Annotated in this window: 20 protein-coding genes; 10 read left to right on the top strand and 10 right to left on the bottom strand. The window is 70.8% G+C overall.

Annotated elements, in window-relative coordinates; translation table 11 throughout:
• The first annotated feature begins 179 nt into the window (after nucleotides 1-179).
• From BDW27_RS20340 to BDW27_RS20310, 7 genes are all read left to right on the top strand, one after another.
• Nucleotides 180-1,214, top strand: a complete 1,035-nt coding sequence (locus BDW27_RS20340) for an acyl-CoA dehydrogenase (RefSeq protein ID WP_233515851.1) — start codon at nucleotides 180-182, stop codon at nucleotides 1,212-1,214.
• Nucleotides 1,204-1,995, top strand: a complete 792-nt coding sequence (locus tag BDW27_RS20335; protein WP_017547156.1) for a PIG-L deacetylase family protein — start codon at nucleotides 1,204-1,206, stop codon at nucleotides 1,993-1,995. The genes BDW27_RS20340 and BDW27_RS20335 overlap by 11 nt, the downstream gene beginning before the upstream one ends.
• Complete coding sequence (locus BDW27_RS20330; RefSeq protein ID WP_017547157.1) at nucleotides 1,992-2,603, top strand: SAM-dependent methyltransferase; 612 nt, start codon at nucleotides 1,992-1,994, stop codon at nucleotides 2,601-2,603. Before BDW27_RS20335 ends, BDW27_RS20330 begins: the two co-directional genes overlap by 4 nt.
• On the top strand, nucleotides 2,603-3,301 hold the full coding sequence (locus tag BDW27_RS20325) for a glycosyltransferase family 2 protein (RefSeq protein WP_110051074.1): 699 nt from the start codon (nucleotides 2,603-2,605) through the stop codon (nucleotides 3,299-3,301). Before BDW27_RS20330 ends, BDW27_RS20325 begins: the two co-directional genes overlap by 1 nt.
• Nucleotides 3,302-3,404: 103 nt before the next feature.
• Nucleotides 3,405-4,289, top strand: coding sequence for a helix-turn-helix transcriptional regulator (locus tag BDW27_RS20320; RefSeq protein WP_110051072.1), 885 nt, complete (start codon nucleotides 3,405-3,407; stop codon nucleotides 4,287-4,289).
• A 132-nt stretch (nucleotides 4,290-4,421) separates the two neighbouring features.
• Nucleotides 4,422-4,856, top strand: coding sequence for a cupin domain-containing protein (locus BDW27_RS20315; RefSeq protein WP_110051070.1), 435 nt, complete (start codon nucleotides 4,422-4,424; stop codon nucleotides 4,854-4,856).
• Nucleotides 4,853-5,503: an SDR family oxidoreductase gene (locus tag BDW27_RS20310; RefSeq protein WP_017547161.1), complete on the top strand. Its 651-nt coding sequence runs from the start codon at nucleotides 4,853-4,855 to the stop codon at nucleotides 5,501-5,503. The genes BDW27_RS20315 and BDW27_RS20310 overlap by 4 nt, the downstream gene beginning before the upstream one ends.
• A 21-nt stretch (nucleotides 5,504-5,524) precedes the next feature.
• Here the strand turns inward: BDW27_RS20310 and BDW27_RS20305 are convergent, their stop codons facing one another.
• The 3 genes from BDW27_RS20305 to BDW27_RS20295 all read right to left on the bottom strand — a co-directional run bounded on the left by BDW27_RS20305 (nucleotide 5,525) and on the right by BDW27_RS20295 (nucleotide 10,534).
• Nucleotides 5,525-6,400 (bottom strand): aldo/keto reductase, encoded by an 876-nt coding sequence (locus tag BDW27_RS20305; protein WP_110051069.1) that lies wholly within the window; start codon nucleotides 6,398-6,400, stop codon nucleotides 5,525-5,527.
• A 507-nt stretch (nucleotides 6,401-6,907) separates the two neighbouring features.
• Entirely contained in the window at nucleotides 6,908-8,557 is a 1,650-nt protein-coding gene (locus BDW27_RS20300) for a hypothetical protein (RefSeq protein ID WP_110051067.1), read from the bottom strand.
• A 12-nt stretch (nucleotides 8,558-8,569) separates the two neighbouring features.
• On the bottom strand, nucleotides 8,570-10,534 hold the full coding sequence (locus BDW27_RS20295) for a hypothetical protein (RefSeq protein ID WP_146223283.1): 1,965 nt from the start codon (nucleotides 10,532-10,534) through the stop codon (nucleotides 8,570-8,572).
• Nucleotides 10,535-11,420: 886 nt separating this feature from the next.
• Here BDW27_RS20295 and BDW27_RS20290 point away from each other — a divergent pair.
• Together BDW27_RS20290 and BDW27_RS20285 are read left to right on the top strand one after the other, a co-directional pair.
• The gene (locus tag BDW27_RS20290; protein WP_026129700.1) at nucleotides 11,421-12,950 is read left to right on the top strand and encodes a fatty acyl-CoA synthetase; all 1,530 of its coding nucleotides are present in this window, start codon (nucleotides 11,421-11,423) and stop codon (nucleotides 12,948-12,950) included.
• Between the two features lie 320 nt (nucleotides 12,951-13,270).
• Nucleotides 13,271-14,092 (top strand): SAM-dependent methyltransferase, encoded by an 822-nt coding sequence (locus BDW27_RS20285; protein WP_110051063.1) that lies wholly within the window; start codon nucleotides 13,271-13,273, stop codon nucleotides 14,090-14,092.
• 79 nt (nucleotides 14,093-14,171) lie between these two features.
• Here the strand turns inward: BDW27_RS20285 and BDW27_RS20280 are convergent, their stop codons facing one another.
• The 6 genes from BDW27_RS20280 to BDW27_RS20255 form a co-directional block, all read right to left on the bottom strand.
• Nucleotides 14,172-14,909: a methyltransferase domain-containing protein gene (locus BDW27_RS20280; protein WP_017547167.1), complete on the bottom strand. Its 738-nt coding sequence runs from the start codon at nucleotides 14,907-14,909 to the stop codon at nucleotides 14,172-14,174.
• Nucleotides 14,910-14,913: 4 nt separating this feature from the next.
• Nucleotides 14,914-15,681 carry an SDR family oxidoreductase gene (locus BDW27_RS20275; protein ID WP_110051061.1) on the bottom strand — a complete coding sequence of 256 codons (768 nt, stop codon included), beginning with the start codon at nucleotides 15,679-15,681 and terminating at the stop codon, nucleotides 14,914-14,916.
• On the bottom strand, nucleotides 15,678-16,538 hold the full coding sequence (locus BDW27_RS20270; protein ID WP_017547169.1) for a TauD/TfdA family dioxygenase: 861 nt from the start codon (nucleotides 16,536-16,538) through the stop codon (nucleotides 15,678-15,680). Before BDW27_RS20270 ends, BDW27_RS20275 begins: the two co-directional genes overlap by 4 nt.
• Nucleotides 16,539-16,567: 29 nt before the next feature.
• Complete coding sequence (locus BDW27_RS20265; protein WP_110051060.1) at nucleotides 16,568-20,902, bottom strand: non-ribosomal peptide synthetase; 4,335 nt, start codon at nucleotides 20,900-20,902, stop codon at nucleotides 16,568-16,570.
• A 113-nt stretch (nucleotides 20,903-21,015) separates the two neighbouring features.
• Nucleotides 21,016-21,552 carry a DUF6309 family protein gene (locus BDW27_RS20260; protein WP_110051058.1) on the bottom strand — a complete coding sequence of 179 codons (537 nt, stop codon included), beginning with the start codon at nucleotides 21,550-21,552 and terminating at the stop codon, nucleotides 21,016-21,018.
• A complete protein-coding gene (locus tag BDW27_RS20255; protein WP_110051057.1) occupies nucleotides 21,549-22,364 on the bottom strand; it encodes a phytanoyl-CoA dioxygenase family protein in 816 nt (271 codons plus the stop codon). Before BDW27_RS20255 ends, BDW27_RS20260 begins: the two co-directional genes overlap by 4 nt.
• 977 nt (nucleotides 22,365-23,341) lie before the next feature.
• Here BDW27_RS20255 and BDW27_RS20250 point away from each other — a divergent pair.
• Entirely contained in the window at nucleotides 23,342-24,691 is a 1,350-nt protein-coding gene (locus tag BDW27_RS20250) for an MFS transporter (RefSeq protein WP_110051055.1), read from the top strand.
• 11 nt (nucleotides 24,692-24,702) lie between these two features.
• Here BDW27_RS20250 and BDW27_RS20245 read toward each other — a convergent pair whose 3' ends face one another.
• Complete coding sequence (locus BDW27_RS20245; protein WP_110051053.1) at nucleotides 24,703-25,167, bottom strand: Lrp/AsnC family transcriptional regulator; 465 nt, start codon at nucleotides 25,165-25,167, stop codon at nucleotides 24,703-24,705.
• Between the last annotated feature and the right edge of the window lie 49 nt (nucleotides 25,168-25,216).

Raw genomic sequence — 25,216 nt, 5'->3', positions numbered from 1 at the left:
CGGCTCGAACGCGTCCGCCCGTGCCCACGACCGAAGCGGCCGAGCCGGCCGTGCCGGGTAAAGATCGCCTCCGCGCGTGTTTGGCGGGACCGGCGCCGGGTCACTCGCCAGTGGAGAGCGCGAAGGTCCGCACTCCGCTGTCAGGGGGTGCGGGCCCGACGAGCGGCCAGGGAGGGCGTATGAGCCGATCGACTCCGCCCGCACCGGTGAACGGTCGGGAGCGGACACGCGACGAGGATGTTCCGGAGCAGCACCGGCGACGGGTCGCGGCGTCGTTCGCCCGGGCCGTGCGCTCCGGAGACCTCGACCTGCCCCTGCCGGGCGGCGGGGACACCCGGCGCCGCTGGCGGGCGCTCCGGGACCTGGCGCGTGAGGACCTGTCCCTGGCCAGGCTCGCGGAGGGACACGTGGACGCCATGGCGATCCTCGCCGAACTCGGCGCCGCGCCGCCCCGGCACGGACAACTGTGGGGGGTGTGGGCGGCCCACCCTCCCGGGCCCAACGTGACGGCCCGGGCCATCGACGGGGTCTGGCGGTTGAGCGGACTGAAACCCTTCTGCTCCGGTGCGCGCACGTGCACGCACGCCCTGGTGAGCGCCGAGGTCGACGAGGGCGAACGCCGCCTCTTCGCTGTCGCCACGGCGGGGGCGGGGACGGTGGAGGGGACGTGGGCCAGCGCGGGCATGGCGGCCAGCGACACCCTGACGTTCGGGTTCGACGACGTTCCCGCCGAGGCGGTCGGGAGTCCGGGCGCCTACGTCCGACGACCGGGCTTCCACCACGGGGGCGCCGGGGTGGCCGCCTGCTGGCTGGGCGGCGCGGTGGCGGTGAGTGCTCCCCTGGCCGCCAGAGCCGCCCGAGAGACGGCGGACGTCCACCTACGGACCGCGTGGGGGAGCGTGGACCGCGACCTCCACGCGGCCGCGGCGGTCCTGGGACGGGCGGCCGACGAGATCGACGCCGACCCCGAGGACACCCTGGGACGGGCCGCACCCCGCACTGCCCGCGCCCGAGCCGTCGTGGCCGGGGTCTGCGGCGACGTCCTGAGACGGACCGGCGAGGCGTTGGGCGCGGGGCCGCTCGCGGCTGACCCGGAGTACGCGCGCGCCGCCGCCGACCTCGCCGTGTACGTGCGGCAGCACCACGCCGACCGCGACCTGGCCGAGCTGGGCGGGCTCACCGCGACGAAGGAGGACGTACCCCATGAGTTCTGACACCCGCCCCGGCGTCCACCCGATAGACGCTGAGGGGACCCCGGAACGGTTCTGGCGGGAGTGGGGCCTCCTGCGGCGGCTGCCCGCGTTCGCTCTGACGGGAATCGCGGACGCGGTCGTGGTCGCGCCCCACCCCGACGACGAGACGCTGGGATTCGGCGGGGGACTGGCGCTGTTGGCGGCGCTCGGCACACGGATCACCGTCGTGGCGGTCACCGACGGAGAGGGATCCCATCCCGAGGGCTGCGCCCTCGCCCCGGAGGGCCTGGTCGCGGCGCGTGCCGAGGAGAGGGCGCGGGCGCTGTCCATGCTGGGAGCCGGGGACGTCCGTGTCGTGCGGCTGGGGCTCCCGGACGGTGAGGTGACGCGACACCGTTCCCTCCTCACCGCACACCTCACGGACCTGTGCGCGGGCGCCCAGCTCTGCGTCACGTCCTGGGCGGGCGATCTGCACCCGGACCACCGCGCCACCGGCCTCGCGACCCGCGACGCCGTCCACGGCGGGGTCCAGCCGTCGAGAACCGTCCGGGGCCCGGGGCCGACGCTGGTCAGCTACCCGGTGTGGATGTGGCACTGGGCCCGTCCCGCGGACGAGTCGGTGCCCTGGGAGCGGGCGCGGGGGATCGACCTGCCCGCGGCCACGCGGCGGCGCAAGGATCGCGCGCTGGGCGCCTTCACCACCCAGACCGAGCCGACCGGTTCGTCGGCGCGGGACCGGCCGGTGCTCGACGAGGGAATGCTCGCGCACTTCCGACGCGACCGGGAGGTGGTGTTCCGGTGAGCGTCGGACGGCACTACTTCGACTCCATGTACGCGGGGGCCGCGGACCCGTGGGGATTCCGGAGCCGATGGTACGAGGCCCGCAAACGCGCGCTCACCATCGCCTCGCTGCCCCGCGAGAGGTACGCGCGGGCCTTCGAGCCAGGGTGCGCGATCGGGGTGCTCACGAAGGCGCTCGCGGAGCGCTGCGACGAGGTCCTGGCATGGGAGGTCGTGCCGGAGGCGGCCTCCCGGGCCAGACGGGACCTGACCGGCGCCGACCACGTGGAGGTCGTCCACGCCGCTGTCCCCGAGGAGTGGCCGGAGGGAGACTTCGACCTCGTGGTGCTCTCCGAACTCCTCTACTACTTCGACGACACCGACCTCGCGACCGTGTTCGCCCGGACCGCCCGATCACTGGCCGGGGACGGCACGGTCATCGCCGTGCACTGGCGACACCCGGTCGACGATCACGTCCGGTCCGGTGACGACGTGCACCGGGCACTCGACGCTGTACCGGGACTGGGCCGGACGGTGCTGCACGTGGAACGGGACTTCACGCTCGCGGTGTACGAGCGCTCCGACACCCGCGGGCCGCTCTCCGTCGCGCAACGTGAGGGGCTGGCCTGATGGAGGCCGTCGCCGTGGTGATTCCCGCGCATGACGAGTCGGAGACCATCGTGGCCTGCCTGCGGTCGGTTCGGGCCTCCCTGCGCCACTGTGGGGTGCCCCCGTGGCACCGCCGCGTGGTGGTGGTCGCCGATGACTGCACCGACGCGACAGCCACGCTGGCCCGGGCGGAGGGAGCCCACGTCGTGGAGGTCGCGTACCGCAACGTCGGAGCGGTACGGCGTACCGGCGTGGAGCTGGCGCTCGAACTCGCGCACCACCGGTCCGAGAAGGACCTGTGGCTGTCCTTCACCGACGCCGACAGCGTGGTCCCGGAGCACTGGATAGCCGCGCAGCTGGCCCTGGCTCGGACCGCCGACGCCGTGGCGGGCACCGTCGAGGTCACTGACTGGTCCGGGCGACCCGCCGAGCTGGCCGAGCACTTCGCGCGCACCTATCCGGTCGTCCGGGGCGACGAGCACCTCCACGTCCATGGGGCCAACCTCGGGGTGCGGGCCTCCGCCTATCTTGCCTGTGGCGGCTTCGAGGCCCTGCGCCTCTCGGAGGACCAGGCCCTGGTCGCGGAGCTGGTGCGCCGGGGCCACTGTGTGAGTCGTCCCTGCGACCTGCCGGTGGTGACCTCGGCCCGGAGCTCCCCACGCGCCGCCGGGGGGTTCGGGGACTGTCTGAACCGGCTCACGCAGCCCGTGATGCGGTAGGAGCACACACTCCGCCGCCCTTCCCGGCGATGGGGGAATCCTGGCTGGTGGGGGTACTGAGAGGGTCTCCCTCACCCCAGATCCCTGGCCTACGGTGGCTGGTATGGACAACCGAGCGGAAGTGCGTGAATTCCTCATCTCGCGGCGCGCCCGGATCAGCCCCGGGGACGTCGGGCTGCCGGCCGGCGCGAAGCGTCGCGTGAAGGGTCTGCGCCGCAGCGAGGTCGCGACCCTGGCCGGTGTGAGCGTGGAGTACTACACCCGGCTGGAGCGCGGAGCGATCAGCGGTGCCTCCCCGGAGGTGCTCAACAGCCTCGTCAAGGCACTGCGCCTGGACGACGCCGAGAGGGCGCACCTGTTCGACCTCGCGCACGCGGCGAGCCCGGTGGCGCGGCCGCCCAAACGACGGAGCGCGAAGAGCTGGTCCCCGCACACCAGCCTCCAGTGGACGCTCGACGCGATCACCGCCGGGCCCGCCTTCGTCCGAAACGGACGCATGGACCTGCTGGCGGTCAACACGCTGGCGCGGGCGTTCTACAGGGACGTCCACGCGATGCCGGGCCAGCCGCCCAACGTCGCCCGGTTCACCTTCCTGGACGAGCGCGCCCGGACCTTCTTCCCCGACTGGGACATGTTCGCCGAGGTGACCGTCGCGATCCTGCGCACCGAAGCGGGACGGGACCCGCACAACAAGGAGCTGCACGACCTGATCGGTGAGCTCTGCACCCGTAGCGACGAGTTCCGCCACCTCTGGGGCGCGCACGACGTCCGTCACCACGGCACCGGATTCAAGACCTTCGACCACCCCGTCGTGGGTGAGATGACCCTGGCCTTCGAGGGGATGGAGCTGGCCGCCGAGCCTGGTCTGACCCTCACCGTCTACACCGCGGAGCCCGGGTCGGCCTCGGCCGAACGGATGAGCCTGCTCGCCTCCTGGGGAGCCAGCGAGTTCCAGGCCGAGCGGGCCGTCGACGAACCACACCCGTGAGGGCGGCCCCGCGCTCCGGGGCAAAACCGCGGTCAAGAGGCGGCCGCCCCGCCGTTCGCGACGGGTCAACGGTGGACGCGGGCACGACCATGGGAACCGACCACCACGAGACCGCACCACGGGAGGACCGCCTTGGAACACGTCACCGGCACCGCGACCCTCAGGGGACCGTCCGAACGCTTCACCGGCGACGTCTACCTGAACATGATCGAGGCCCCCGCCGAACCGGCCCGCCTGGCCGCCGCGCTGGTGCGCTTCACCCCCGGTGCACGAACGAATTGGCACTCCCACACCCTGGGCCAGGTTCTGCACGTCACGGACGGTGTCGCGCTGGTGGGCACCCGCGACGGCGCCGTCGTGCGCGCCTCCCCGGGCGAGACCGTCCGGTGCCCGCCCGGAGAGGAGCACTGGCACGGCGCCACCGACGAGGCGTTCATGTCACACCTGGCCCTGGTGGTCGGGGACGGCCGCGGCGACGGCACCACCTGGCTGGAGCCGGTCACCGATCACCAGTACACGGAGGCTCTGGCCTCCGCCACCAGCCGAGCGAAGAAGGAAACCTCATGACGACGATCGCGATCATCGGCGCGGGCCCCGGCCTCGGCGCCGCCGCCGCTCGGAGGTTCGGCCGGGAGGGGTTCTCCGTCGCACTGGTCTCCCGCAACGAGGACAGACTCGACCAGCTCGCCCGTGACCTCGCCGCGGAGGGGATCGAGGCGCGCGGCTACGGGGCCGACGTACGCGACCGGCCCTCCCTGACCCGTGCGCTGGAGTCGGCCGCCGGGGAACTGGGGACGATCGAGGTGCTCCAGTACAGCCCGGTCCCCAGCCGCGAGTTCCTCCGCCCGGTGCTGGAGACGACCCCCGAGGACCTGGCCGCGGCGGTGGAGTTCTCCGTCCTCGGCCCGGCCACCGCCGTCGGTCAGGTGCTGCCCGGGATGGGTGAGCTCGGCCACGGGACGATCCTGCTGGTCAACGGCTCCAGCGCCGCGACGCCCAACGGGAACGTCGCCGGAACGTCGACGGCGTTCGCCGGGGAGTCCGCCTACGGACACATGCTCCACGAGGCCCTCGCACCGGTGAACATCCACGTCGGGCAGCTCATCATCCCCGGAGCGATCGGAGGGGGTGACCCCCGCTACGCTCCCGAGGCCCTCGCGGACCGGTTGTGGACCGTCCACGACGAGCGCGGCCCCTTCCGCACGACCGTGTGAGCCGGGCGGGCCGCCCCGAGCTCAGGCTTCGGGGATGTCACGCCCGAAGGCCTCGGGGGTGACCGACACGGGGTCGGGACCTCCCCGGACCCCCGTGTCGAGCGCGTCGATCGTGGTGAGCTGGTCCGTCGTGAGCTCGAAGTCGAAGACGTCGAAGTTCGCGGCGATCCTCTCGCTCCTGACCGACTTCGGGATCGCGGACCGGCCCTCCTGCAGGTGCCAGCGGAGCATGACCTGGGCGGGCGTCCTGCCGTGGGCCGCCGCGATCTCCCGGATCACCGGGTCGTCGAAGGTGGACCGCTCGCCGTGGCCCCGGTAACTGGTGATGCCGCCCATCGGTGACCAGGCCTGGGTCAGGATTGCCTGCTCCGTGTCCGCCGCCTGGGCGTCGGACTGCACGAAGTAGGGGTGGACCTCGATCTGGTTCACCGCGGGTACGACGTCGGTCCGTTCGAGCAGGTCGGCCAGGACGCCGGGCATGAAGTTGCTGACGCCGATCGCCCGGACGCGCCCGTCGTCCAGCAGGGTCTCCAGCGCCCTGTAGGCCTCGACGGTGTCGTCGAACCTCGTGGGGACGGGCTGGTGGAGCAGCAGCAGGTCGATCTGCTCGACGCCGAGCTTGCCCGCGCTCTTGTCGAAGGCGTGCAGGGTCCGGTCGTATCCGTAGTCGCTGATCCAGACCTTCGTCTCGATGAACACCTCGGACCGGTCCAGGCCCGAACGGCGGATGCCCTCGCCGACCTCGCGCTCGTTGAAGTACGCGGCGGCGGTGTCGATGAGCCGGTAGCCGACGCTGAGGGCCTCGGCGACGGACGCGGCGGTGACCTCGGGCGGGGTCTGGAAGACGCCGAAGCCCAACGCGGGCATCTCCACACCGTTGTTCAGGGTCAGATTCATGTCGTTCCTCCTTCGGTCGTCCGATCTGGGGGCCGCGTCGACACCCGTCCGTGATGGCCGACGTCGTTCATGATGTCGAAGGAACGCGGGGACTCTCCAGCGGTCGGGCGTGCGTCTCCCGCTGGGTCCCCGACCCGGACGAACGGCGGTCACACCCGCCCCTGGTTTCTCTGCCGGAGACTAGCCACCATCGAATTCGACAATGCTGGTGTGTGTCAATGTTTATCCGCAATTGTCGCAAAATGGGATGTGATTTGCGGAATGTTGAGCGGTGAAGACCCGATGCGGCCAAGGTGTTCTCTTTCCCTGTCCGGGTTCTTCACCTGACGTCACTGATGCAACAGAGATGCGGGGCCGGGTCATTCCGGTCGCGGCAGTTATGGCTGTATCCAACCGAGTGAAGGAACCCGTGTCGGGCGTGATCTCGATGGTCGGGCGTCGCTTTGACGGTGCGTGCGGGTTCGGGATTCCGGAACCGGCGTCGAGGGACGCAGGGGGTGGGGCCGCTCAGTTCGCCAGGTCCGGGTACAGCTCGTCGTAGGGGACGTCAGGCGTCCGGAACGGATCGGCGTCCACTGAGCAGTCGGAACTGAGGATCGGAATGTGCCGGCCCGCCCCGCGGCCCTCCAACTCCTCCAGATAGTCCACATGTCCGCTGCCAGTCGGCTCGCGGGTGACCCGGAACAGGTGGTTCCGGACGCTCGCGGTCAGGGTGCTCTCGTCACTCGCCTCGAAGCCCAGCAGCGTCGCGCGGGCCGCGATCGTGGCCGCGTCGTAGTAGACCAGGCTGTAGCCGCTGTAGAAGTCCTCCGGAACGGAGGTGCTCTCCGTCTCGGCCCTCACCGTCGTGGTGACGGCCGCCCGGTAGTCGTCGAACCCCTCCGGGCTCCAAGCGCCCTCTTCCAGCCAGGAGGGATCGAAGGCGCTCGCCTGGACGAGGCGGTAGTGCTCCCCGGCCGAGTCGTCGTCGGCGGGCGCGCACTCCGTGCCGGAGTAGGACCTGATCATGTCCGGAAGCAGTCCGAGTTCCATGGAGTACACCGTGATCGGGACGTCGGATTCGGCCCTGCAACCGCGCAGTTCCAAGGATCGCAGGAAGGTCTCCAGGTCGGAGAACCGTCCGGCGAAGAACACCGCGTTGGTCCCCGGGTTCGCGCAGATCTCGTTGGCTATGTGATCGAAGTAGACAGTCGTGTTCGCCGAGCCGGCGCTGCCCTGGAACGTCAGCGAGTTCTGGACGAGATAGGGGTCGAGATACCGGCGGAACTGATCAGCCAGATCCAGTGAGAAGGTGTCGGCCTCGTTCTCGTCGACGAGCAGCAGCCCCCTGGCCGGTTCCTGGTCCGACTCGGCCTCACGGTCCAGGTGGTCGCGCAGAGCCGCCGCGAAGTCCTCGTTGTTGGGGGCCGCTCGGATGAGCCCGGGCGAGTGCACATTGTTGATCGTGGTGGAGGTCGAGGAGCCGGCGACCATGGGAATCCTGAGCTCGGACAGTTCCCGGGCGACTTCCTCGGTCTTGGTGGTGGTCGAGGACTGCCCGATGACCACGGACAGGGGAATGTCGTCGTGGACCATCGATTCGAGGGCGTCGATGACCGCATCGGTGCCTTGCTGCACACTCCCCTCGTTGGCCAAGTAGAGCTGGAAGATCCGGCTCCCCTCGGCGACCACCTCAACTCCGGAACCGGTCTCCGCGAATCCGTTCTGTCGCATGAGCGCGACATAGGTCCCCTCGACGGCGCGGACGATCTGCTCCTCGCTCAGGTCCGCGCTCCCGTCGAGTGAGAACGACGTCATCATCACGATACGGAAGGCCTCGACGTCGTCCCGGGAGGCGGCGAGCTCCTCGACCTCGGTGTTCATGCTGTGGATCCGGCTGGTGAGCCAGTCGAGATCCGCTTCGAAGGAAGAGGAGCCGTCGTTGACGCCGACGCATTCGCCTTCGATCTGCTGGAGGCCCGTCCCGCAGACCAGGTACGGCCAGCCGAACACGCCCCCGACCATGGTGGCGACGAGCGCCACCACCGTCGAGAGGACCGCTGCCGCCCGGGTTCGCCTGAACCGCCGCCGTTGGAGCGGTGAACCGATCCTGCGCACGAGCTCGGATCGGGTGAGCGGGAACTCGAGGTCCCCGATGGAGGATCGGCCCTGTTCCATGCGTCCTCGTTCTCAGAAGTCGATATCGGAGTCGAGTGGGTTCACCGGGCGTTCCAGCGAGATGCTCTCGTGGAATTCGGCCTCGGACTGGAACGGGTGGGAGTCCTCGCAGACGGCTCCCAGCTCGTGGAACGCGGTCCTCACGCGCAGGTGCACGTCCCTGGTGTACATGCTCTCGAAGGGGTCCTCGATGACCCATTTGCCGGCGACGATGCGCAGGATCCTCGACAACCGGTGGTCCAGCGGGGCTCCGTCCGACCGACGAGGACCCCGGTTCTGTACGAGGAACCCGTAGCGCTGCAACGGAGTGAAGCCGTCCGCGCCGGGGTCGTCGATCGGCGGCTGCGGTACCGACGTGGTGTGTCGGATGAGGTCGAGCACCTCGGATTCACGGCCGGGCAGGTCGAGCAGCGCGTCGAGCTCCCGGCACACCGCCATGAGGTCGCCGGACCCGAGCGTGTAGTAGTACCAGTTCGGGGTGTGGCCGCTCGCCCCCTTGTCGGACCGCGTCGCGAGCCGGCGGAAGGCCTCGTCGCGGTCGCAGCGCACCCATGTCGGTTCCTTCTGCCAGCGACGAAGCAGCAACCGCATCATCAGCGCGCGGGCCGAGCGTGCCGCTCCCGAGTTCTCGTTCCATGCCAGCCAGTGGCGGTCGTCGAGTCCGGTGAGGTCCTCGCCGAGGTCGTAGGTCCGGATGAGGTGATCGACGTCCTGGAGGTCCTTGGCGAGCGAGCAGATCGTCAGCGCTTCGAGCGTCCGGCTCTTGAGGTCGAGCTCGGAGTGTTTCAGCAGGGCCTTGATGATGGAGTCGCCCAGGTGCTCCTGCAGTGTCGGGGCGTCCTCAGCGCCGCCGCGCTTCTGACGGAGCAGGTGCTGGAGTCCGTTGTAGGCGCGCAGTCCGTCGATCGCCGGATCCTGGAGCAGATAGCTGGTGGCGGCCACGTATCCCCCGGTGAGTCCGAAGATGAGCCCGGGGAAGTAGTCGTCGATGCGGTGCGGTGTGCGGTCCGCCAGTTCGCGTGCCTCGGAGGGACTGAAGTCCGGGGCCGGGACCGCCTTCACCCTGCTCAGGAGAGGCCTCTCGGGAGTGCTGCTCACCAGCAGCAGTGGTATCCGGCCGGCCCCCTGGTGGGCGGGCGAGGACTGCGCGGACCGGAACAGTGCGAGCAGCCCGCCGCCCCTGCTGGCCGGCTGCTTCAACGCGTCGACGTCGTCCAGGAAGACCACGCGCCGGTACTGGCCGGCGGCTTCGGCCTGATCGCGCAGATCGGCGAGGAAGGCGTGGACGAGCCACTCGTTGTGACTGGTCTGGATCATCCACTCGGTCTCGCGGTCCCGATCAGCCTTCTCGGTTCCGGCCTGTTCCGGATAGGGGTTGATGAGCGAGCCCCAGGCCCGGGTCTTGAACCACTGCTCCACGGCGGCGCCGATCTTCCTGCGCGGCAGCGCGAGGGCGTGGCTGATCGGACGTGCGGCGCCGAGCTGGAACTTGAGGAAGAGCAGATTCACCTCCACCACGACGGTGACGGACGTGGCGGCATTGTCACGACGCCCGCGTCGGGCTCCGCGGTCGGAACGTGCCTGCCGCCTCCAGTGTCTGACCAGATCCGGCCAGAATCTGGTGTAGTCGCTGACGGGGGTGAGGCCGTCGAGCAAGGCGGTGAGCACCAGGTCCAGCCTCGGGAAGTGGCAGCGCGGCAGTCCCGGTGTCCTGGCGCTCAACTGGTCCCGAATATCGCGGAAGAGGTCCGGCACGGTCTCCGGTCGGTATTCGTTGCAGTTGACGAACGCGGTGGGGGTGATCAGCCGCATGATCTCGTTGGACTGGGTGAGCAGGGTGGTCTTGCCGCTCCCGGAGGGGCCGTGGACGATGAGGTTCCCGGACTCGTCCGAGTCGTCCCGGCAGGAATCGAGAATGTCGTCCAGGGGGCGGTCGCGGAGAATGGTCGATCCGGACACGTCGACCTGGGTGGACATGGGACGGAGTTTCATCTGGGAGAGATCTCCTGGATCGGCTTCGACCGAGGATACTCGACAGGGGCGGGATTCGCTGGCCGCAATTCGGATCACGCGAGGTCGGTACCCGCGTGCCGCTTCGTGCAATTCCTTGGAAACCCCTGGTAGAGGTGGAGGGATCGGTCTGTTGAAACTCCTGGCCTGGGCAGGGATTGATCCGCGGAGTTCGCGTGGGACGGCATCAGGGCCCTTGGCGCGGCAGGCTTGCGGTAGTAGACTCTTCTGCCGCGGATTCTCTGTGTCGGGGCTTGTTCGCTGCGCCCGTCGTAAGGATGTGACCGCGCAGGACGGCGAAGATCTCCACGGGCCTGCCTACGGACTCGACTCCTGTCGGTGCCTCAGTCGTGTCGGCTCTCCGGGTCAAGAATGGTTGCGCGTCAAGGCGGCCCTGTGAGCCAGTGCCGAGGCTTCCCTTTTATTGCACGGGTGGTCCGACCGAGGAGCTTTGCGTCTTCTGCATTTCCCCGGGACATGAGGATTCGAGCCCACTTCCTTAAAGTACGTTTCTGTTCGTACCGGAGTGAAGTGCTCTCTGTCTTCACGCCTTGGTTCTCGGCCCGGGTCGGCCGTCCCGAGGACCCTTTCACTCCTATCGGAGGTGATCTTCGGCGTGGAACGCGGTTATATCGGGGAAAGTGCGGAATGGGCCCGGTGCGGCTCCGAACAGCGGTCCGTGCCCGACCATGTCCGAGGCCGCGCGTACACGTCGAACTGGAGGGCGCCGGCGTCGGCGGCCAGGGCCCGTCCCCGAGAACTCCCGGGACGGTTGCCCCTGCCCCCGCCACCCTCCAGGATGGGGCGTACCGGAGGCCCCGGGGCCTCACCGACCGACGAGAGCACAGGTGCCATGACCGCTTTGACGACCTCCAGCCGTGTGGACGACATCCTCCGGCGGAGCGCGGCCAGGACCCCCGCGAACACCGCGCTGGTCTTCGCCGACCGGGAGTGGACCTACTCCGGACTCGACGACGCGGTCACCCGGGCGGCCGCGCGGCTGCTGGCGACGGGCGCGGCCAAGGGTGACCGCGTCGCGGCCTATGGCAGGAACTCCGACGCCTACCTGATCGGTTTCCTCGCCTGCGCGCGGGCCGGGCTGGTGCACGTGCCCATCAACTTCGCCCTCAGGGGCACGGAGCTCGCCTACCTACTGGAGCAGTCCGGCAGCACCGTGGCCCTGGTCGACCCGGCGTTGCGCTCGGCCGTGGACGACCTGCGCACCGAGACCGGCGTCGAGCAGGTGCTGGAACTGCGCGACGCCCCCGGCTCGCTGCTGGAGGAGGCCACGCGGGGGCCGGTTCCCGATCTGGACGCGGAGGTGGCCGACACCGACCTGGTCCAGCTCCTGTACACCTCCGGTACCACCTCCAGACCCAAGGGCGCCATGATGACCCACCGGGCGCTCGTTCACGAGTACCTCTCGTGCCTGGTGGGGCTGGACCTGGACGCCGGGGACAACCCGTTGCACGCGATGCCCCTGTACCACTCGGCTCAGCTGCACGTCTTCCTCCTTCCGTGGCTGGCGGTGGGTGCCCGCAACACCCTGGTGGAGACTCCCGACCCCACGGACCTGCTGAACCGGATCGAGGCCGACGGGCACGGCGCCTTCTTCGCCGCCCCCACCCTGTGGGTGGCGATGGCCAACCACCCCTCGTTCGACGACCGGGACCTGTCCAGCCTGCGCAAGGCCTACTACGGTGCCTCGATCATGCCCGGACCGGTCCTGGACCGACTCCGCGCGGCCCTGCCCGACCTGGGCTTCTACAACTGCTTCGGCCAGAGCGAGATCGGCCCTCTGGCCACCGTGCTGCGCCCCGAGGAGCACGAGGCCAGGCCCGCCTCCGCGGGGCGTTCGGCCCTCTTCGTGGAGCTGCGTGTGGTGGACGAGAACGGGGAGGAGGTCGCGCCGGGCGAGCTCGGCGAGGTGGTCTACCGGTCACCGCAGCTGTGCCTGGGCTACTGGGACAAGCCGGAGGACACCAAGGAGGCCTTCCGGGACGGTTGGTTCCACTCCGGTGACCTGGTGCGCGCCGACGCCGAGGGCTACATCGAGGTGGTCGACCGGATCAAGGACGTCATCAACACCGGTGGGGTGCTGGTGGCCTCCCGGGAGATCGAGGACGTGCTGTTCTCCCACCCCGGGGTGGGAGAGGCCGCTGTGGTCGGAACCGCTGACGAGAAGTGGATCGAGGCGGTGACGGCGTACGTGGTGCCCGCGGCGGACGCCGACACCGAGACGCTTCCGGAGCAGTTGGTGGCGCACGTGCGCCACCAACTGGCGCCGTTCAAGGTGCCCAAGACGGTGCGGGTGGTCAGCGAGCTGCCCCGCAACGCCTCGGGCAAGATCCTCAAGCGCGAACTCCGCGACCGGTCGGCCTGACCCCGCGCGGCCCTCCGGTCACACCGTGACCGCCCCCTGGAGGGCCTTCCACGCCTCGACCACGTGGTGGTCCCGAGTGAACGTCCCACCTGTGGCGAACCGGAGGATCAGGCGCCCCTCCCGTTCGGAGTGGGTCAGGAACGTCGTCCCCTCGGTGTGCGGGGCCGGAGAGCGCGCATACCTCGCATCCGTCCGATCGGGGCGGTTTCCCCTATGGTTGGGGCGAACGGCTTCTGGCTGGGAGGGATCGCCGTCCCGAGACGGTCGGAGACCGCCCGGCCGCGTGGCGCGGCCCCCTGTGTGTAGAGGTAGATGCTCCTATGTCCGACGGTTCCTCCCAGTCCACCGCCGGCGGTTTCGACCGGCCCTCCCCCATCGACACCACCCGGACGCACTCGGCCCGGATCTGGAACTACTGGATGGGCGGCAAGGACCACTACCCGATCGACCGCGTCGCGGGCGACCAGGTGGCCGAGTCCTTCCCGGAGATCGTGGACCTGGCCCGCACCAGCCGGGAGTTCCTGAACCGCGTGGTGACCCACCTGACGGAGGAGGCGGGGATCCGCCAGTTCCTCGACATCGGCACCGGGATGCCCACCGCGAACAACACCCACGAGGTGGCCCAGGGGATCGCTCCCGAAAGCCGGGTGGTCTACGTGGACAACGACCCCCTCGTGCTCACGCACGCGCGCGCCCTGCTCGTGGGAACCCCCGAGGGCGTCACCGACTACATCGACGCCGACCTGCGTGACCCCGAGGCGATCCTGGAACGGGCAGCGAAGACCCTGGACTTCGACCAGCCCATCGCCCTCATGCTGATGGGAGTGCTGGGCCACGTCCCGGACGAGGAGCTCCAGCCGATCGTGGGGAAGCTCCTGGACGCGCTGCCCTCCGGCAGCTACCTGGCCAGCTACGACGGCACCAACACCAACGAGGCCTACAACGAGGCCATCGAGGAGGGCAACAAGCACGGCGACGACCCCTACCGCCTGCGCAGCCCGGAGGCGGTCGCCGCTCGCTTCGAGGGCCTGGAGCTGCTCGAGCCGGGCGTGGTGCCCTGCCCCCGGTGGCGTCCACTGGAGGGTGAGCTCAGCGCCCGTCGCGGTTTGGACCAGTACGGCGGAGTGGCCCGCAAGCCCTGAGAGCCGGGTTCCCCGATTCCGGCGTGAACCGCCCCGGGGGCACCCGACCAGGGCTTCCCCCGGACCCGGGATCAGGTGTTCAGGTGTTCAGGTGCCGCCAGCGGACCGGATCGAAGTGGGCGCGGATGCCCTCGCTCCGCGGTAGGTCACCGCGTTCGGAGCACTCCAGGACCAGCATCTCCTCTTCTCCCGGATCGAAGGCGTACTCCACCCGCTCCACCCGCGAGGACACCCCGCAGTCGGCCAGGAACTCCCGCATCCGGTCCAGCGCCGGATAGCGCGTGAAGTCCGAGTGCCGGAACAGCGGGTACAGCCGCACCTGCCAGCGGGACAGCCGCACCAGCTCCAACAGCGCCTCCCTGTGGAACTCCTCGTCCAGCTGCCTGCCGTACGAGAACAGCAGGTGGGAGCTGAGCACCAGGTCGAAGGAGTGGTCGGGGAAGGGCAGGTGCGGCAGGGAACCCTCCACGTAGCGCTCCGGGTGCGCGGTCACGTCCGCGCCGAACCTGCGCGCCGACTCCGAACGCAGCCGCGTGTACTGCTCCGGACCCTCGAACCACGTCCACACGAAGTCCGACTGGTGTTCGACCAGATCGGCGTGCTTGTGCTCGTTCTCCAGCAGGGCCAGCTCGGCCAGCTTCCCCCGGTTCTCGCCGTACTCGGGATCCACCGCCGTGACGTCGGAGCCCCGGGCGCGGGCCTCGGCCGTGAAGCTCGCGGCGCCGCCGGGGCAGTCCAGGATCCTCAACGACAGGTCGTGGTCGGAGAGCCCGAACATGGACCGGTACTCCGCGAAGTCGCGCGCGCTGACGAACACCCGCTCACCCCCGCCCGACGAAGGGCATCGACGTGGGCAGCACCGTCAGGTACTGCACGTTGGCCCCCGGCGGCATCGAGGCCATGAGGAGCAGGGCCTCGACGAAGCGGTCCAGGGGGAGGGTCTGTTCCACGGCCGTCCCTCCGTCGGCCTGCCTGGCCGGGGGTTGGGGGCGCCCGTCGGAGGGTTCCACGTTGCCCACGTCGATCTGTCCGCAGGCGATGTCGTGCTCGCGCCCGTCCAGCGACAGCGCCTTGGTCAGGCCGAGGACCGCGTGCTTGGCCGTGGTGTAGGCGACGGCGTTCGGCCGGGGCGCGTGCGCGGAGGGCGCCCCGTTGTTGATGATGCGCCCGCCCCGGGGCGACTGCTCCCGCATCACGCGGAACGCCTCCTGGGCGCACAGGAACGTGCCGGTCACGGTGGTGTCCATGATCCGGTTCCAGTCCTCGAACCGGACGTCCTGCACCGGCACCCTGGGCACGACCGCCCCGGCGTTGTTGAACAGCAGGTCCACCCGGCCGAACCGCTCCCGCACAGCGGTGAACAGCGCCGCCACCTCCTCGGGACGTCCGATGTCGGTCGGGACGGTCAGCATCCGGTGCGCGTCCCCGCCGGCCAGGGAGACCGTCTCCTCCAGCGCCTCCTTGCGTCGGCCGGCGATCGCCACGGACCACCCCTCCGAGAGCAGGGCGAGCGCCGCGGCGCGTCCCAGCCCGCTGCCGCCGCCGGTGACCACCGCTACCCTGCGTTCCGGGGTGGCACCCTCGCTCATCGGGCACCCGCGCTCATCCAGGCCCGCAGCACGCGGCGGCTGCCCGGACCGGGCACGTCCACGTAGGGCGACCGTCCGTGCAGGACCCGCGAGTTGCGGATGACCAGCAGGTCACCGGCGTCCAGCAGGAGCTGGAAGGCGATCTCCGGCCGGTAGAGGACCTCGTCGAGGACGTCCAGGGCCTCCCACTGGCGGTCGGTCAGGGGCGGGCCGCCCCTCTCCGGGGAAGTGCGTACCGTGCGGGTCTGGTAGTAGCAGCCCACGGTCCCGTCCTCCTGGGTGAACAGGATGGGGGAGACGATCACCTGCTGTCCCGCCCGGCCGGTGCGGTCGAAGGTCCAGTCCTCCTCCAGCGTGGCGAGCACGTCCGGGCGCTCACCGCCGATGATGCTCCGCACGTGACGGGCACTGGCGAGCTTGGTGTACCCACCGCCCCGGACCGCGGGCTGGAGGCACAGCAGCACCAGGAGGTCGCAGGTGTCGCAGTGGAACCCGAGTTCGGTGTTCCCGTCGCCGTCCTGGTCCCGAAGCACCCGGAACAGGTCGCCCTCGGCGTTCTGCGGGATGATCTCGCCGAAGTCCCGCAGCACGAAGGAGAGCGCCGAGACGATGTCGGCATCGTCCGCCGCGGGGTCGATCAGGTTCGGCACGTGGGCGAAGCCCACTGATCGGATGCTGTCGGCGCTGAACGCGCGCAGCCGCTCGCGCACCCGTGAGGCACCCTCCCAGCGCTCCGCCCGAGCGTCCCGCCACAGCAGCGAGCGCTCCTCGTCGGAGAGCGGCATCGACCACAGGTCGCGCCGGGTGTCCAGGGTCGTGCTTCCCCAACCGATCTCGGTCGTGGTGTTCTCGGTCATCTGGCGGGCCGTTCCCTTCGTCGTGGGATTCACTGGGGCGGTTCGGGGAGGAAGCCGACGTCCGTGGCCCAGGCCATGGCCGCCGACCACCACTCGCGGGTCGGCGGCGCGAAACGCACGCCGACGCGATCGAGCGCGGACGTCGTGTGGGAGCTGTCGACCACCACGTTGCGCGACCCCAGCTGGGACCAGGCGGAGGCCAGCCGGGCGGCGGTCGGGTGGGTCCGCTCCACCCGGGACAGCGCCGCGGCGAAAGCGTGGTCATCGGTGAGTCTGACCGGATGGCCCAGGGAGACCAGCCAGGCCACCAGTTCGTCGTGCGGGACCGTGTACGGGGACTCCACGTGGTACACGCCCGGCGCCGCGTGCGTGTGGGCCACCATCGCCGCGATCCCCGCAGCCACCGTGTCCACGTGGGAGAACGCGAACGACTCCGAGGGGCGGCTCGGAGCGGCACCGGCCAGGACGTAGCCGCGCACCAGCTGGTAGATCCGGTTGTCCTCCACGTTTCGTTGGAAGGCGCCGGTCCGGCTGTGCGCCGCGACGTGGCCGCTGCGGTGGACGTAGCACTGGCGTCCCGAGGCCGCCCACGAGCGGACCTCCTCCTCCGCCGCGAACTTGGTCCTCTCGTAGGGGGTGCGGAACCGCTGCCCGATCCGCAGGTCGGCCTCGCTGAACCTGCGCGGTACGCCGTCCACGCCCCCCGCGACCGCGAGCGTGGACAGGTGGTGCAGGCGGGCGCCGGGCACCTCCGCGTCGATCCACGCGAGCAGGCGGCGGACCCCCGCGACGTTGGTGCGTTCCAGGTCGTCGGGGGGCGCGACCAGGCGCACGTCCGCCGCCGCGTGGACGACCGCCCGGACGTCCCGGACCCGTTCCAGGCCGTCCTGCGACAGCCCCAGACCCACCTGGTCGACGTCACCGGCGACCACGTCGAACCCGCCGACCCGTCGGTCCGCGCCGTCGATCGCGGAGGCGAGCCGCCGAGCCGCGTCGGCGTCGTCCGCGCCCCGGACCAGGCAGGTGACGTGCGCGTCGCGGTCCAGGAGAGCGGCCAGCAGGTGGCGGCCCAGGTATCCGGTGGCACCGGTGAGCAGTACGCGGACCGGTTCCCGGACCCGGACGCTCGCGCGAGCGGTTCCGGGCTTCGGGGCGCCGGTGAGCAGCAGCTGGCCCGAGGTGGAGACGGCGCTCCTGTCGGGCTCAGGGGGAGCGCTCCCGACCTCGCCGGCCACGGTCCCACCGAAGGCGGAGACGATCCCGTGGGCGTCCTCGTGGGACAACCGCGGCCAGGCGTACACGAGGTCGGCCACCAGCCTGCCCTCGACGATCCGCGTGGTGAGCCGCAGACGGTGGTGCGGGTCCGCGCTGGGACAGCGCGCCGCCCCGCCGTTCTCGGGGGCGACGGACCAGGCCAGCGACGGTTCGTCGGGCAGTTCGAAGGTGCCCAGGAAGTTGAACCCGGCCTCGGGGCGCGGGACGTCGGCGTCCATCGGGAGCTGCCGCGCCTCCCGCACCAGGTGCTCGACCCGCGCGGTGGTCTCGGCCGAGGCGGAACGGACCACGGTCCGCACGTCCACGGCTCCGCCGACACTTCCCGAGCCGGTGGCGGAGCCCGGGTCGGTGCCGGGAGCCGCCACGGTCACGTGTTTGACGGCCGTGAACCAGCCGACGGTGTCCATGTAGGCGTCGCCGCGGCTCGTGGTGTCGCGACCGTGGGTCTCCACCTCCACGGTCAGCCGCGGCCGACCGTTCCGGCGCAGGACGGCCTCGGAGAAGGCCGAGATCAGGAACGCCTCCAACCGCTGGGAGCGCCCGTGACGGCGGACCAACCTGGCGGTGGCGCCCTCGTCCAGGGACCAGGTCAGGGCCGCCGGCTCCATGCCGGGGTCGGCGGGCGGCCGCGTGCGGAGCGGAGCCGCCCGTTCCGGTGCGGGGGGCGCGGCGGTCGCCGCCCACCGGTAGAAGTCGGCGGTCACGGGCATGCGGGGCGCGCTCCCGGTGAGCGCCGCCCGGTAGGCGTGGGCGAGGTCGTCGAGCAGGACCCGCCAGGAGAGCCCGTCGATGGCCAGGTGGTGCACGATGACCGCCAGCCGGTCGTCGGCCCCGGCACCGGAGAAGTCGCCGCCCGTCCCGGAGAACAGGTGGATCCGGACCAGACGGCCCGACTCCGGGTCCAGCCCCCGGTGCAGCTCGGTACAGGTGGCCTCGACCGTCTCCGAAACCCCGGCGGGGTCGGTGGGGAGCCGGGAGAAGGTCACCGCGTCCGTCTCCTCAGCGGGGCGGGGGAGACCCGGACCTCCCGTCGCCACGGGCTGGCGCAGCGCGGGATGGCGGCGCAGCACCTCCACCACGGCGCGGGAGAGGGCGGGCGGGTCCACCGGGACCCCGCACCGCAGGACGGCCGACTGGTTCCAGTGCCTGGGGTCACGCACCCGCTGTTGGAAGAACCAGCGCTGGGCCGGTGCCAGCCTCCCGATTCCGTCGACGCCCGTGTCTTCCGTCGGGTCGGCGGCCTCCTCCTCCGAGAACGGGGTGGCGGCCGCCGCCAGCCGCACCGCCGTGGGGTTCAGGTAGAAGTCCTCGAACGCGACCCGGTACCCGGACCTGCGCAGCGCCGTGACCGTGCGCATGGCCAGGATCGAGTCACCGCCGAGCTCCAGCACGTCCGTGTGCGGGGCGACCAGGGGCAGACCGAGAGCGCTCGCCCAGAGGTCGGCGATGGTCTTCACGAGGGGGTCCCCGGCCGGTGCGCGGACCGCGTCCGGGGGCGCCGACACGTCGGAGGCGGTCGCGGGATTCCTCCCCCCGAGTTCCAGGACCCGGTCCACCAGCACGGACAGGCCGTCCCTGTCCAGCTTGCCGTTCGGGCCGGTGGGGAACTCCGGCACCACGACCAGCGGTTGGGGGACCGAGTACGCGGGGAGCCGGTCCAGCAGGTAGGAGCGCAGGGAGGCCACCAGGGCCGCCTCCGCTCCGCCGTCCTCGCCGGTCACCGGTCGCACCGCCGCCAGGAGCTGGGCCCCCGCGGGGTTGCGGCGCACGATCACCGCCGACCGCGCCACCCCGGAAAAGCCGTCGATCACCCGCTCCACGTCCGCCGGGTCCACCCGGTAGCCCCGTATCTTCACCTGACGGTCGGTCCGACCGGCGAAGACGAGGTCGCCGTCCGGACGGCGGCGACATCGGTCACCGGTCCGGTACCTCGGTCCGTCGTCGTGCGGGAGGAAGCGGAGCGCGGTCTCCTCCGGGCGCCCGAAGTACCCCGGCGTCACACCTGGACCGCCGATGAGCAGCTCACCGTCGGCGCCGTCCGGTACCGGACGGCCCTCGGCGTCCACCAGGTACAGGCCGTTCTGGCCGATGGCCGTCCCGATGGGGACCGTCGCCTCGTCCTCGGGAAGCTGGGAGGGGGAGACGGCCACGAAGCAGCTCGCGCCGATGGTGGCCTCGGTCGGACCGTAGTGGTTGACCAGCCGGCCGGCCACGCCGTCGTCGAGGAGCCCGGCCGCCAGGGAACGGGGCAGCGCCTCACCGCCCAACAGCAGGGTGTGCAGTCGCGGAGCCCGACGCGGCCGCCCCTCCAACAGGGCGGTCATGTGGGAGGGGGTGGTCTTGAGCACGGATACCCCCGCCGCGGCCAGACAGGACCAGAAGGCCTCCGGGTCGCGGGCCCGGTCGTCGGGCACCACGTGGACCGACCCGCCGGTCGCCAGGGCCAGCAGCCAGGAGGTGTGCCCGAGGTCGGCGGCGAGCGTGGTGACGTGCGCGACGCACGGCGCGTCCTCACGGGTGAGGCCGAGGCGGTCCCGCAGGGAGAACGCGTAGTGCACGGTGTTGGCGTGGGTGACCGTGACCGCCTTGGGTTCCCCACTCGAACCCGAGGTGAAGGAGAGATAGGCCGGGTCCGAGGCACGCACCCGCGGCGGGGCCGCGCCACGGGGCTGGCCGCCGTGAGCCCCGACCATCGCGTCCAGGTCCACGACCTCGGTCCCGCGCGCCCCGGGCGCGGTGTGCCCGGGATCGGAACTGAGCACGTGCCCCACGGCGATCGCGTCCAGACGCCTGCGGACGTCGGGGCCGCTCCACGCGGGATCGACGACCACGGCGGCCGCGCCCGCGCGCAGGACCCCGTACAGCAACACGCACACCCGGATGTCGCGCGGACCCAGCACCGCGACCCGGTCACCCCGACCCACGCCCTGATCGGCCAGGCGGGCAGCCACCCGGTCCGCGGCGGCGAGCAGCCCCCCGTAGTCGAGGGAGCGAACCCCGTCGGAGAGCGCCGGTCGGTCCGGGTGGGAGCGCGCGCCGCGCGCCAGCAGGTCGGAGAGTGAGAGGTCCGGGATCGTCGTACCTGTCAAGGGGGTGGGTCTCCAGTTCAGGCGGTGTCTGCTTGGGACGGCCCGGCGCCTGTCCCCCTGGGCCTTCGTCCCCGCCCGTCACCGGCGAGGGGTTCAGGAGAACAGGACCCGTCTCACCCGGCCGGTGCGTTGTCCGGGGCACCCGCCACGAACGCCTCGGTGCGTTCGTCGGGCGCCAGGCGCCCGTACAGGGCCCAGGCGACGGTCCGGTGCAGCCCGTCCAGGTGGATGAGTCCGGTCCGCACCTCCAGGTCGGAGTAGTCGGAGTGCGGCACCGGGCGGGTGCTCAGGTAGACGGGCGTCAGGGGCCTTTCCCCGAACAGCGCAAGCTTCTCCGAGCAGATCGGGTTGGCCGCGGACATCTCCGCGCCGCCCGAGCGGACCAGCTCCGCGGCCTCGCCCACCGTCCGGCCCGACCGGGGGACCAGCTCGCGGCCCCCACCCTCACTCAGGTGCCAGGGCAGCACGATGCCGAGGACCTCGTCCCTGGACAGCAGGACCCGGTGCCAGGTGCCCAGGAGCTCGTCCGCCATGTGCAGGACGTCCTCCCCGTCCTGGTTGGTGTTGGACACGTGGGCGCGGTCGACGGGGTGGTCGCCCCGGTAGACCTCCAACACCTCCGAGAAGGGCACCGTGCCGATCAGTTTCATGTGGTGGAGTCCCGTCCCGTCGTGTACTCGGTGAAGTGCCGCTCGGCGAACAGCTCGGGCCAGCGCCCCCCGCTGAGGTCGAGCTCGCGCGCCCGAGCGAGCATATGCCGCCAATAGGGCTTCACCGGATGCCATCGCGCGTCCGCCTGGCAGTAGGAGGCGTCCACGAAGTAACGGGGGTGAGGGTCGCCCTCCCCCTCGGGGGCGGGTCTGCGCGCGTGGAACAGGGCGGAGTTCATCAGGACCGTCGAGCCCGGGGGGAGCCGGTCGATGACGGCCTCTCCCGGGAGCTCCTTGGTGCCCAGGTGGGCACGGGACTGCTTGGAGGCGTGCTCCAGGTGGGAGCCGGGCAGGACCGCTAGGTGGCCGACGCTGGGGTCGAGTCCACCGAGGTAGTGCAGGGCGTGGACCATCAGCAGGCTCGGGTCCTCACGGTCGTTGGCCTCGTGGTCGTGGTGCCAGGCCTTGCCGCCGGTCGACTCACCGTGCCGGTCGCTGTGCAGGTGGTGGAAGACGAAGGAGGGCCCCATGAGTTCGGCGATCACCCGCATCAGCGGTTCGTGGGTGAGGAGTTCGCCGTGTGCGGGAAGCTCCAGCTCCAGGACCGGGGGCGTGCCGTGGGTCTCCGGGTCGACGCAGGCGGCGATGGAACGCGCGCGCAGCCCCTCGTCCACCCAGCGGTCCACCTCGGGCAGGAGACGCTCGACCAGGTGCGCGGGCAGGAAGCCGGGGAGGACGAGGTAGCCGGACTCCGTGAACTGTCTCCGCCGCGCGGTGGCGCCGTCGAGTTCCGGGGAAAACGTGTGGGTCAAGTCTTCGCCCCTTGTTCGTGCTCGGGTGTCGGGTCGATCTCCGGGGAACGACGGATTCCCTCCCGGAGGAATCCGTCGTGGAAAAGGCGCCGTGCCCGGGTGCGAGGGGAGGCGCGCCTGGCCAGGGGTGCGGGTGAGGGCTATTGGTGTGGCTGTCCGTGGCCATCAGGGGTGGGTGCCCGGAGGGTCGAGAGTATTAGTTTCACTTTGTCCGGATCGTTGTCAAGAGAATCGGGGAAACACGATCCTGGCCTGGAACTTCTCCCCCCGGGGAGTGCTTGCGGGAAATTCACGGCACCCGTCGAGTATGAATTCATCGGGGGAAGGGTAAGGGTGGTTGCGGCGGCCGTGCGCTCCCGGGGAGGGGAGCGGTCCTCGGGGCACCCCCACCTGAAACGAGTCGCGTGACCCCTGCTCAGGGTGGGTGCTGCTGGACGCCTCGCGGAAGGCCCGAAGGCCGGTTTCCGTCGTCGAAGCCCCGTGTCGGCGGGGTCCGCATGAGAGGAGTTCCTTCCTTTTTCCCAGGTCGATTCGGGCATTTGGGATGAAGGATGAATGCCGTAACAGCTTTGGAACCGAGTTCCTGAAAGCAATCCGAAGATCGTTTATCCGTTCCGGAGAGTGGCCGATTCCGGACGGTCGAATGGACCCGTGTGGGTGCTGGCCCCAGGGGTTCCTTCATGATATCGATAGCCCCCGCCGCTTTATCTCCGCGTTCCGGAAGAACGGATACCGAGGCGTGCTTGGGGGTGGAGTCGCAACGGAGATCCAGGGCGGGGAAACGCACCATGGGCTCCCCGCGTCATCGCGGGACGGACTGAGAAGGAGTGGGACGGTCCCCTTGCCGGTGCGCACGAGGACCGTGATGATGAATCCGACCCTCGCGCCTGAAGGGGCGTCCCGGCCACGGGCGGGCGTTCGCGCACTCTCCCACAGCGGGGTCGGCACTACCTGACCCGACGAGGAGAGAACGGAAGGTGAGAGGTCGGAGTGAACGCCGCCGGTCCCGCCCCCGACTGGGGCGCGACTACTGGAAGCTGTGGTCCGCGAGCGGGATGACCAACCTGGGGGACGGGCTCATGACCGTCGCCGTGGTGTGGCTCGCCTCCGCGCTGACCCGCGACGCCCTCCTGGTCTCGCTTGTCGCCCTGACCACCCGGCTGCCCTGGCTGCTGTTCTCCCTGCCCGCCGGGGTGATCACCGACAGGTACGACCGGCGCCTGCTGGTGGCCTGGACGGACACCGGACGCTTCGTCGTGGTCGCGGCCTTCGGTGCGTTCGTCCTGCTCACCGAGGGAGGACTGCCCACCCCCGAACAACTGGCCACCGGTGGGGGAGCCCCCGCCTCGGCGACCGCGCTGCTCATCGGCCTCTACGTGATGTCGTTCCTGGTGGGCTGCGCGGAGGTGGTCCGGGACAACGCCGCCCAGACCCTCCTCCCCTCCCTGGTGGACCACCGGCTGCTGGAACGGGCCAACGGCCGGCTCTGGGGCGTGGAGGTGACCGCCAACAACTTCGTCGGGCCACCGCTGGCCGGGGTCCTGATGGGCCTGGCCCTGGCCGTCCCGTTCCTGTTCAACGCCGGCCTGCTCGCCGCCGGAGCCGTGCTGCTGTTCACCCTCTCCGGTACCCACCGCCCACGGGGAGTCCCGGCCGGGGCCGGCCGGATCGCCTGGCGCGCGGAGATCGGCACCGGCCTGCGGTGGCTGTGGAACAACCCGGTCCTGCGCGCCCTGGCACTGCTGCTGGGAGCGCTCAACCTGGCCTCCGCCATGATCATCTCCCTGTTGGTGCTCTACACGCAGGACGTGCTGGGCCTGTTCGAGGGCTGGCAGTTCGGGATGGTCCTCACCGGTTCGGCCACGGGTGCGCTCCTGGGGTCGCTGCTGGCCGAACGGATCATCGCCGCCGTGGGGGAGGGGCGCTGTCTGCTCGGCTCGATCACGGTGATGGGGGTCGGGCTCGCGCTCTTCGGACTGGTGCCCGTGACCGCCGTCGTGTGGGTGTCGGGCGCTGCGGTCGGCGTCGCGATCGTGGTGTGGAACGTCATCACCGTCTCTCTGCGCCAGCGCGTCATCCCCGACCACCTGCTGGGCAGAGTGAACGCGGTCTACCGGTTCTTCGGCTGGGGCACCCTGTCCGTGGGCACGCTCCTGGGCGGCCTGGTGGTGGTCGGCCTCGAACCGGCCCTGGGGAGGGAGTGGGCGCTGCGCGTGCCGTTCCTGTTGGCCGGTGCGGCCCACCTGCCCATGCTGGTGTTCGCCTGGGGCCGGGTGACCGGGGAGAGCCTGGCCCGCGCCCGGGAGGCGGCCCCGGGGCCCACCTGACCCCGTGTGTCTCAGTCGATGGGCAGGGGCGAACTGGGTTTGGTGACGCTGATGGCGAAGGTCGTCTCGATGGAGGAGACGGCCGGGATGGCGCGCAGCTTGGTGCGCATCAGCTCCTCGTAGGCGGGGAAGGAACGGGCGGCCACCTTCAGCAGGTAGTCGTGGTCGCCCGCCAACAGGTAGGACTCGGTGACCTCCGGGATCCCCCGAATGGCCTCCTCCACCCGCTCCGCCACACCCGTGCCGTGGGAGTCCAGGCGCAACCGCACGAACGCCGTGATGTCCAGCCCGACCGAGGCCGGGTCGACCACCGCCGTGTACCCGGCGACCACGCCGGACTCCTCCAACCGCCGCACCCTGCGCAGGCAGGGGGAGGGCGAGAGCCCCACGCGGTCGGCCAGGTCCTGGTTGCTGATCCGTCCGTCGCTCTGGAGTTCGTGCAGGATCCGCAGATCGATCTCGTCCAACCGTTGCATGTGGCAGATTCTGCCAAAACCATCTTGCCTGGAGCAATAAACAGCAATC

It is taken from the genome of Nocardiopsis sp. L17-MgMaSL7 (assembly GCF_003182025.1).
GTDB lineage: Bacteria > Actinomycetota > Actinomycetes > Streptosporangiales > Streptosporangiaceae > Nocardiopsis > Nocardiopsis prasina.
Note: the sequence above shows the minus strand (reverse complement) of the source record. Positions and strands in the feature narration are given on the sequence as shown.

What these genes read in the sequence shown, in the direction of transcription:
- BDW27_RS20340 (WP_233515851.1), top strand. Translation starts at nt 180, where the DNA reads ATGAGCCGATCGACTCCGCCCGCACCGGTGAACGGTCGGGAGCGGACA.
- BDW27_RS20335 (WP_017547156.1), top strand. Translation starts at nt 1,204, where the DNA reads ATGAGTTCTGACACCCGCCCCGGCGTCCACCCGATAGACGCTGAGGGG.
- BDW27_RS20325 (WP_110051074.1), top strand. Translation starts at nt 2,603, where the DNA reads ATGGAGGCCGTCGCCGTGGTGATTCCCGCGCATGACGAGTCGGAGACC.
- BDW27_RS20320 (WP_110051072.1), top strand. Translation starts at nt 3,405, where the DNA reads ATGGACAACCGAGCGGAAGTGCGTGAATTCCTCATCTCGCGGCGCGCC.
- BDW27_RS20310 (WP_017547161.1), top strand. Translation starts at nt 4,853, where the DNA reads ATGACGACGATCGCGATCATCGGCGCGGGCCCCGGCCTCGGCGCCGCC.
- BDW27_RS20305 (WP_110051069.1), bottom strand. Translation starts at nt 6,400, where the DNA reads ATGAATCTGACCCTGAACAACGGTGTGGAGATGCCCGCGTTGGGCTTC.
- BDW27_RS20300 (WP_110051067.1), bottom strand. Translation starts at nt 8,557, where the DNA reads ATGGAACAGGGCCGATCCTCCATCGGGGACCTCGAGTTCCCGCTCACC.
- BDW27_RS20295 (WP_146223283.1), bottom strand. Translation starts at nt 10,534, where the DNA reads ATGTCCACCCAGGTCGACGTGTCCGGATCGACCATTCTCCGCGACCGC.
- BDW27_RS20290 (WP_026129700.1), top strand. Translation starts at nt 11,421, where the DNA reads ATGACCGCTTTGACGACCTCCAGCCGTGTGGACGACATCCTCCGGCGG.
- BDW27_RS20285 (WP_110051063.1), top strand. Translation starts at nt 13,271, where the DNA reads ATGTCCGACGGTTCCTCCCAGTCCACCGCCGGCGGTTTCGACCGGCCC.
- BDW27_RS20275 (WP_110051061.1), bottom strand. Translation starts at nt 15,681, where the DNA reads ATGAGCGAGGGTGCCACCCCGGAACGCAGGGTAGCGGTGGTCACCGGC.
- BDW27_RS20270 (WP_017547169.1), bottom strand. Translation starts at nt 16,538, where the DNA reads ATGACCGAGAACACCACGACCGAGATCGGTTGGGGAAGCACGACCCTG.
- BDW27_RS20260 (WP_110051058.1), bottom strand. Translation starts at nt 21,552, where the DNA reads ATGAAACTGATCGGCACGGTGCCCTTCTCGGAGGTGTTGGAGGTCTAC.
- BDW27_RS20245 (WP_110051053.1), bottom strand. Translation starts at nt 25,167, where the DNA reads ATGCAACGGTTGGACGAGATCGATCTGCGGATCCTGCACGAACTCCAG.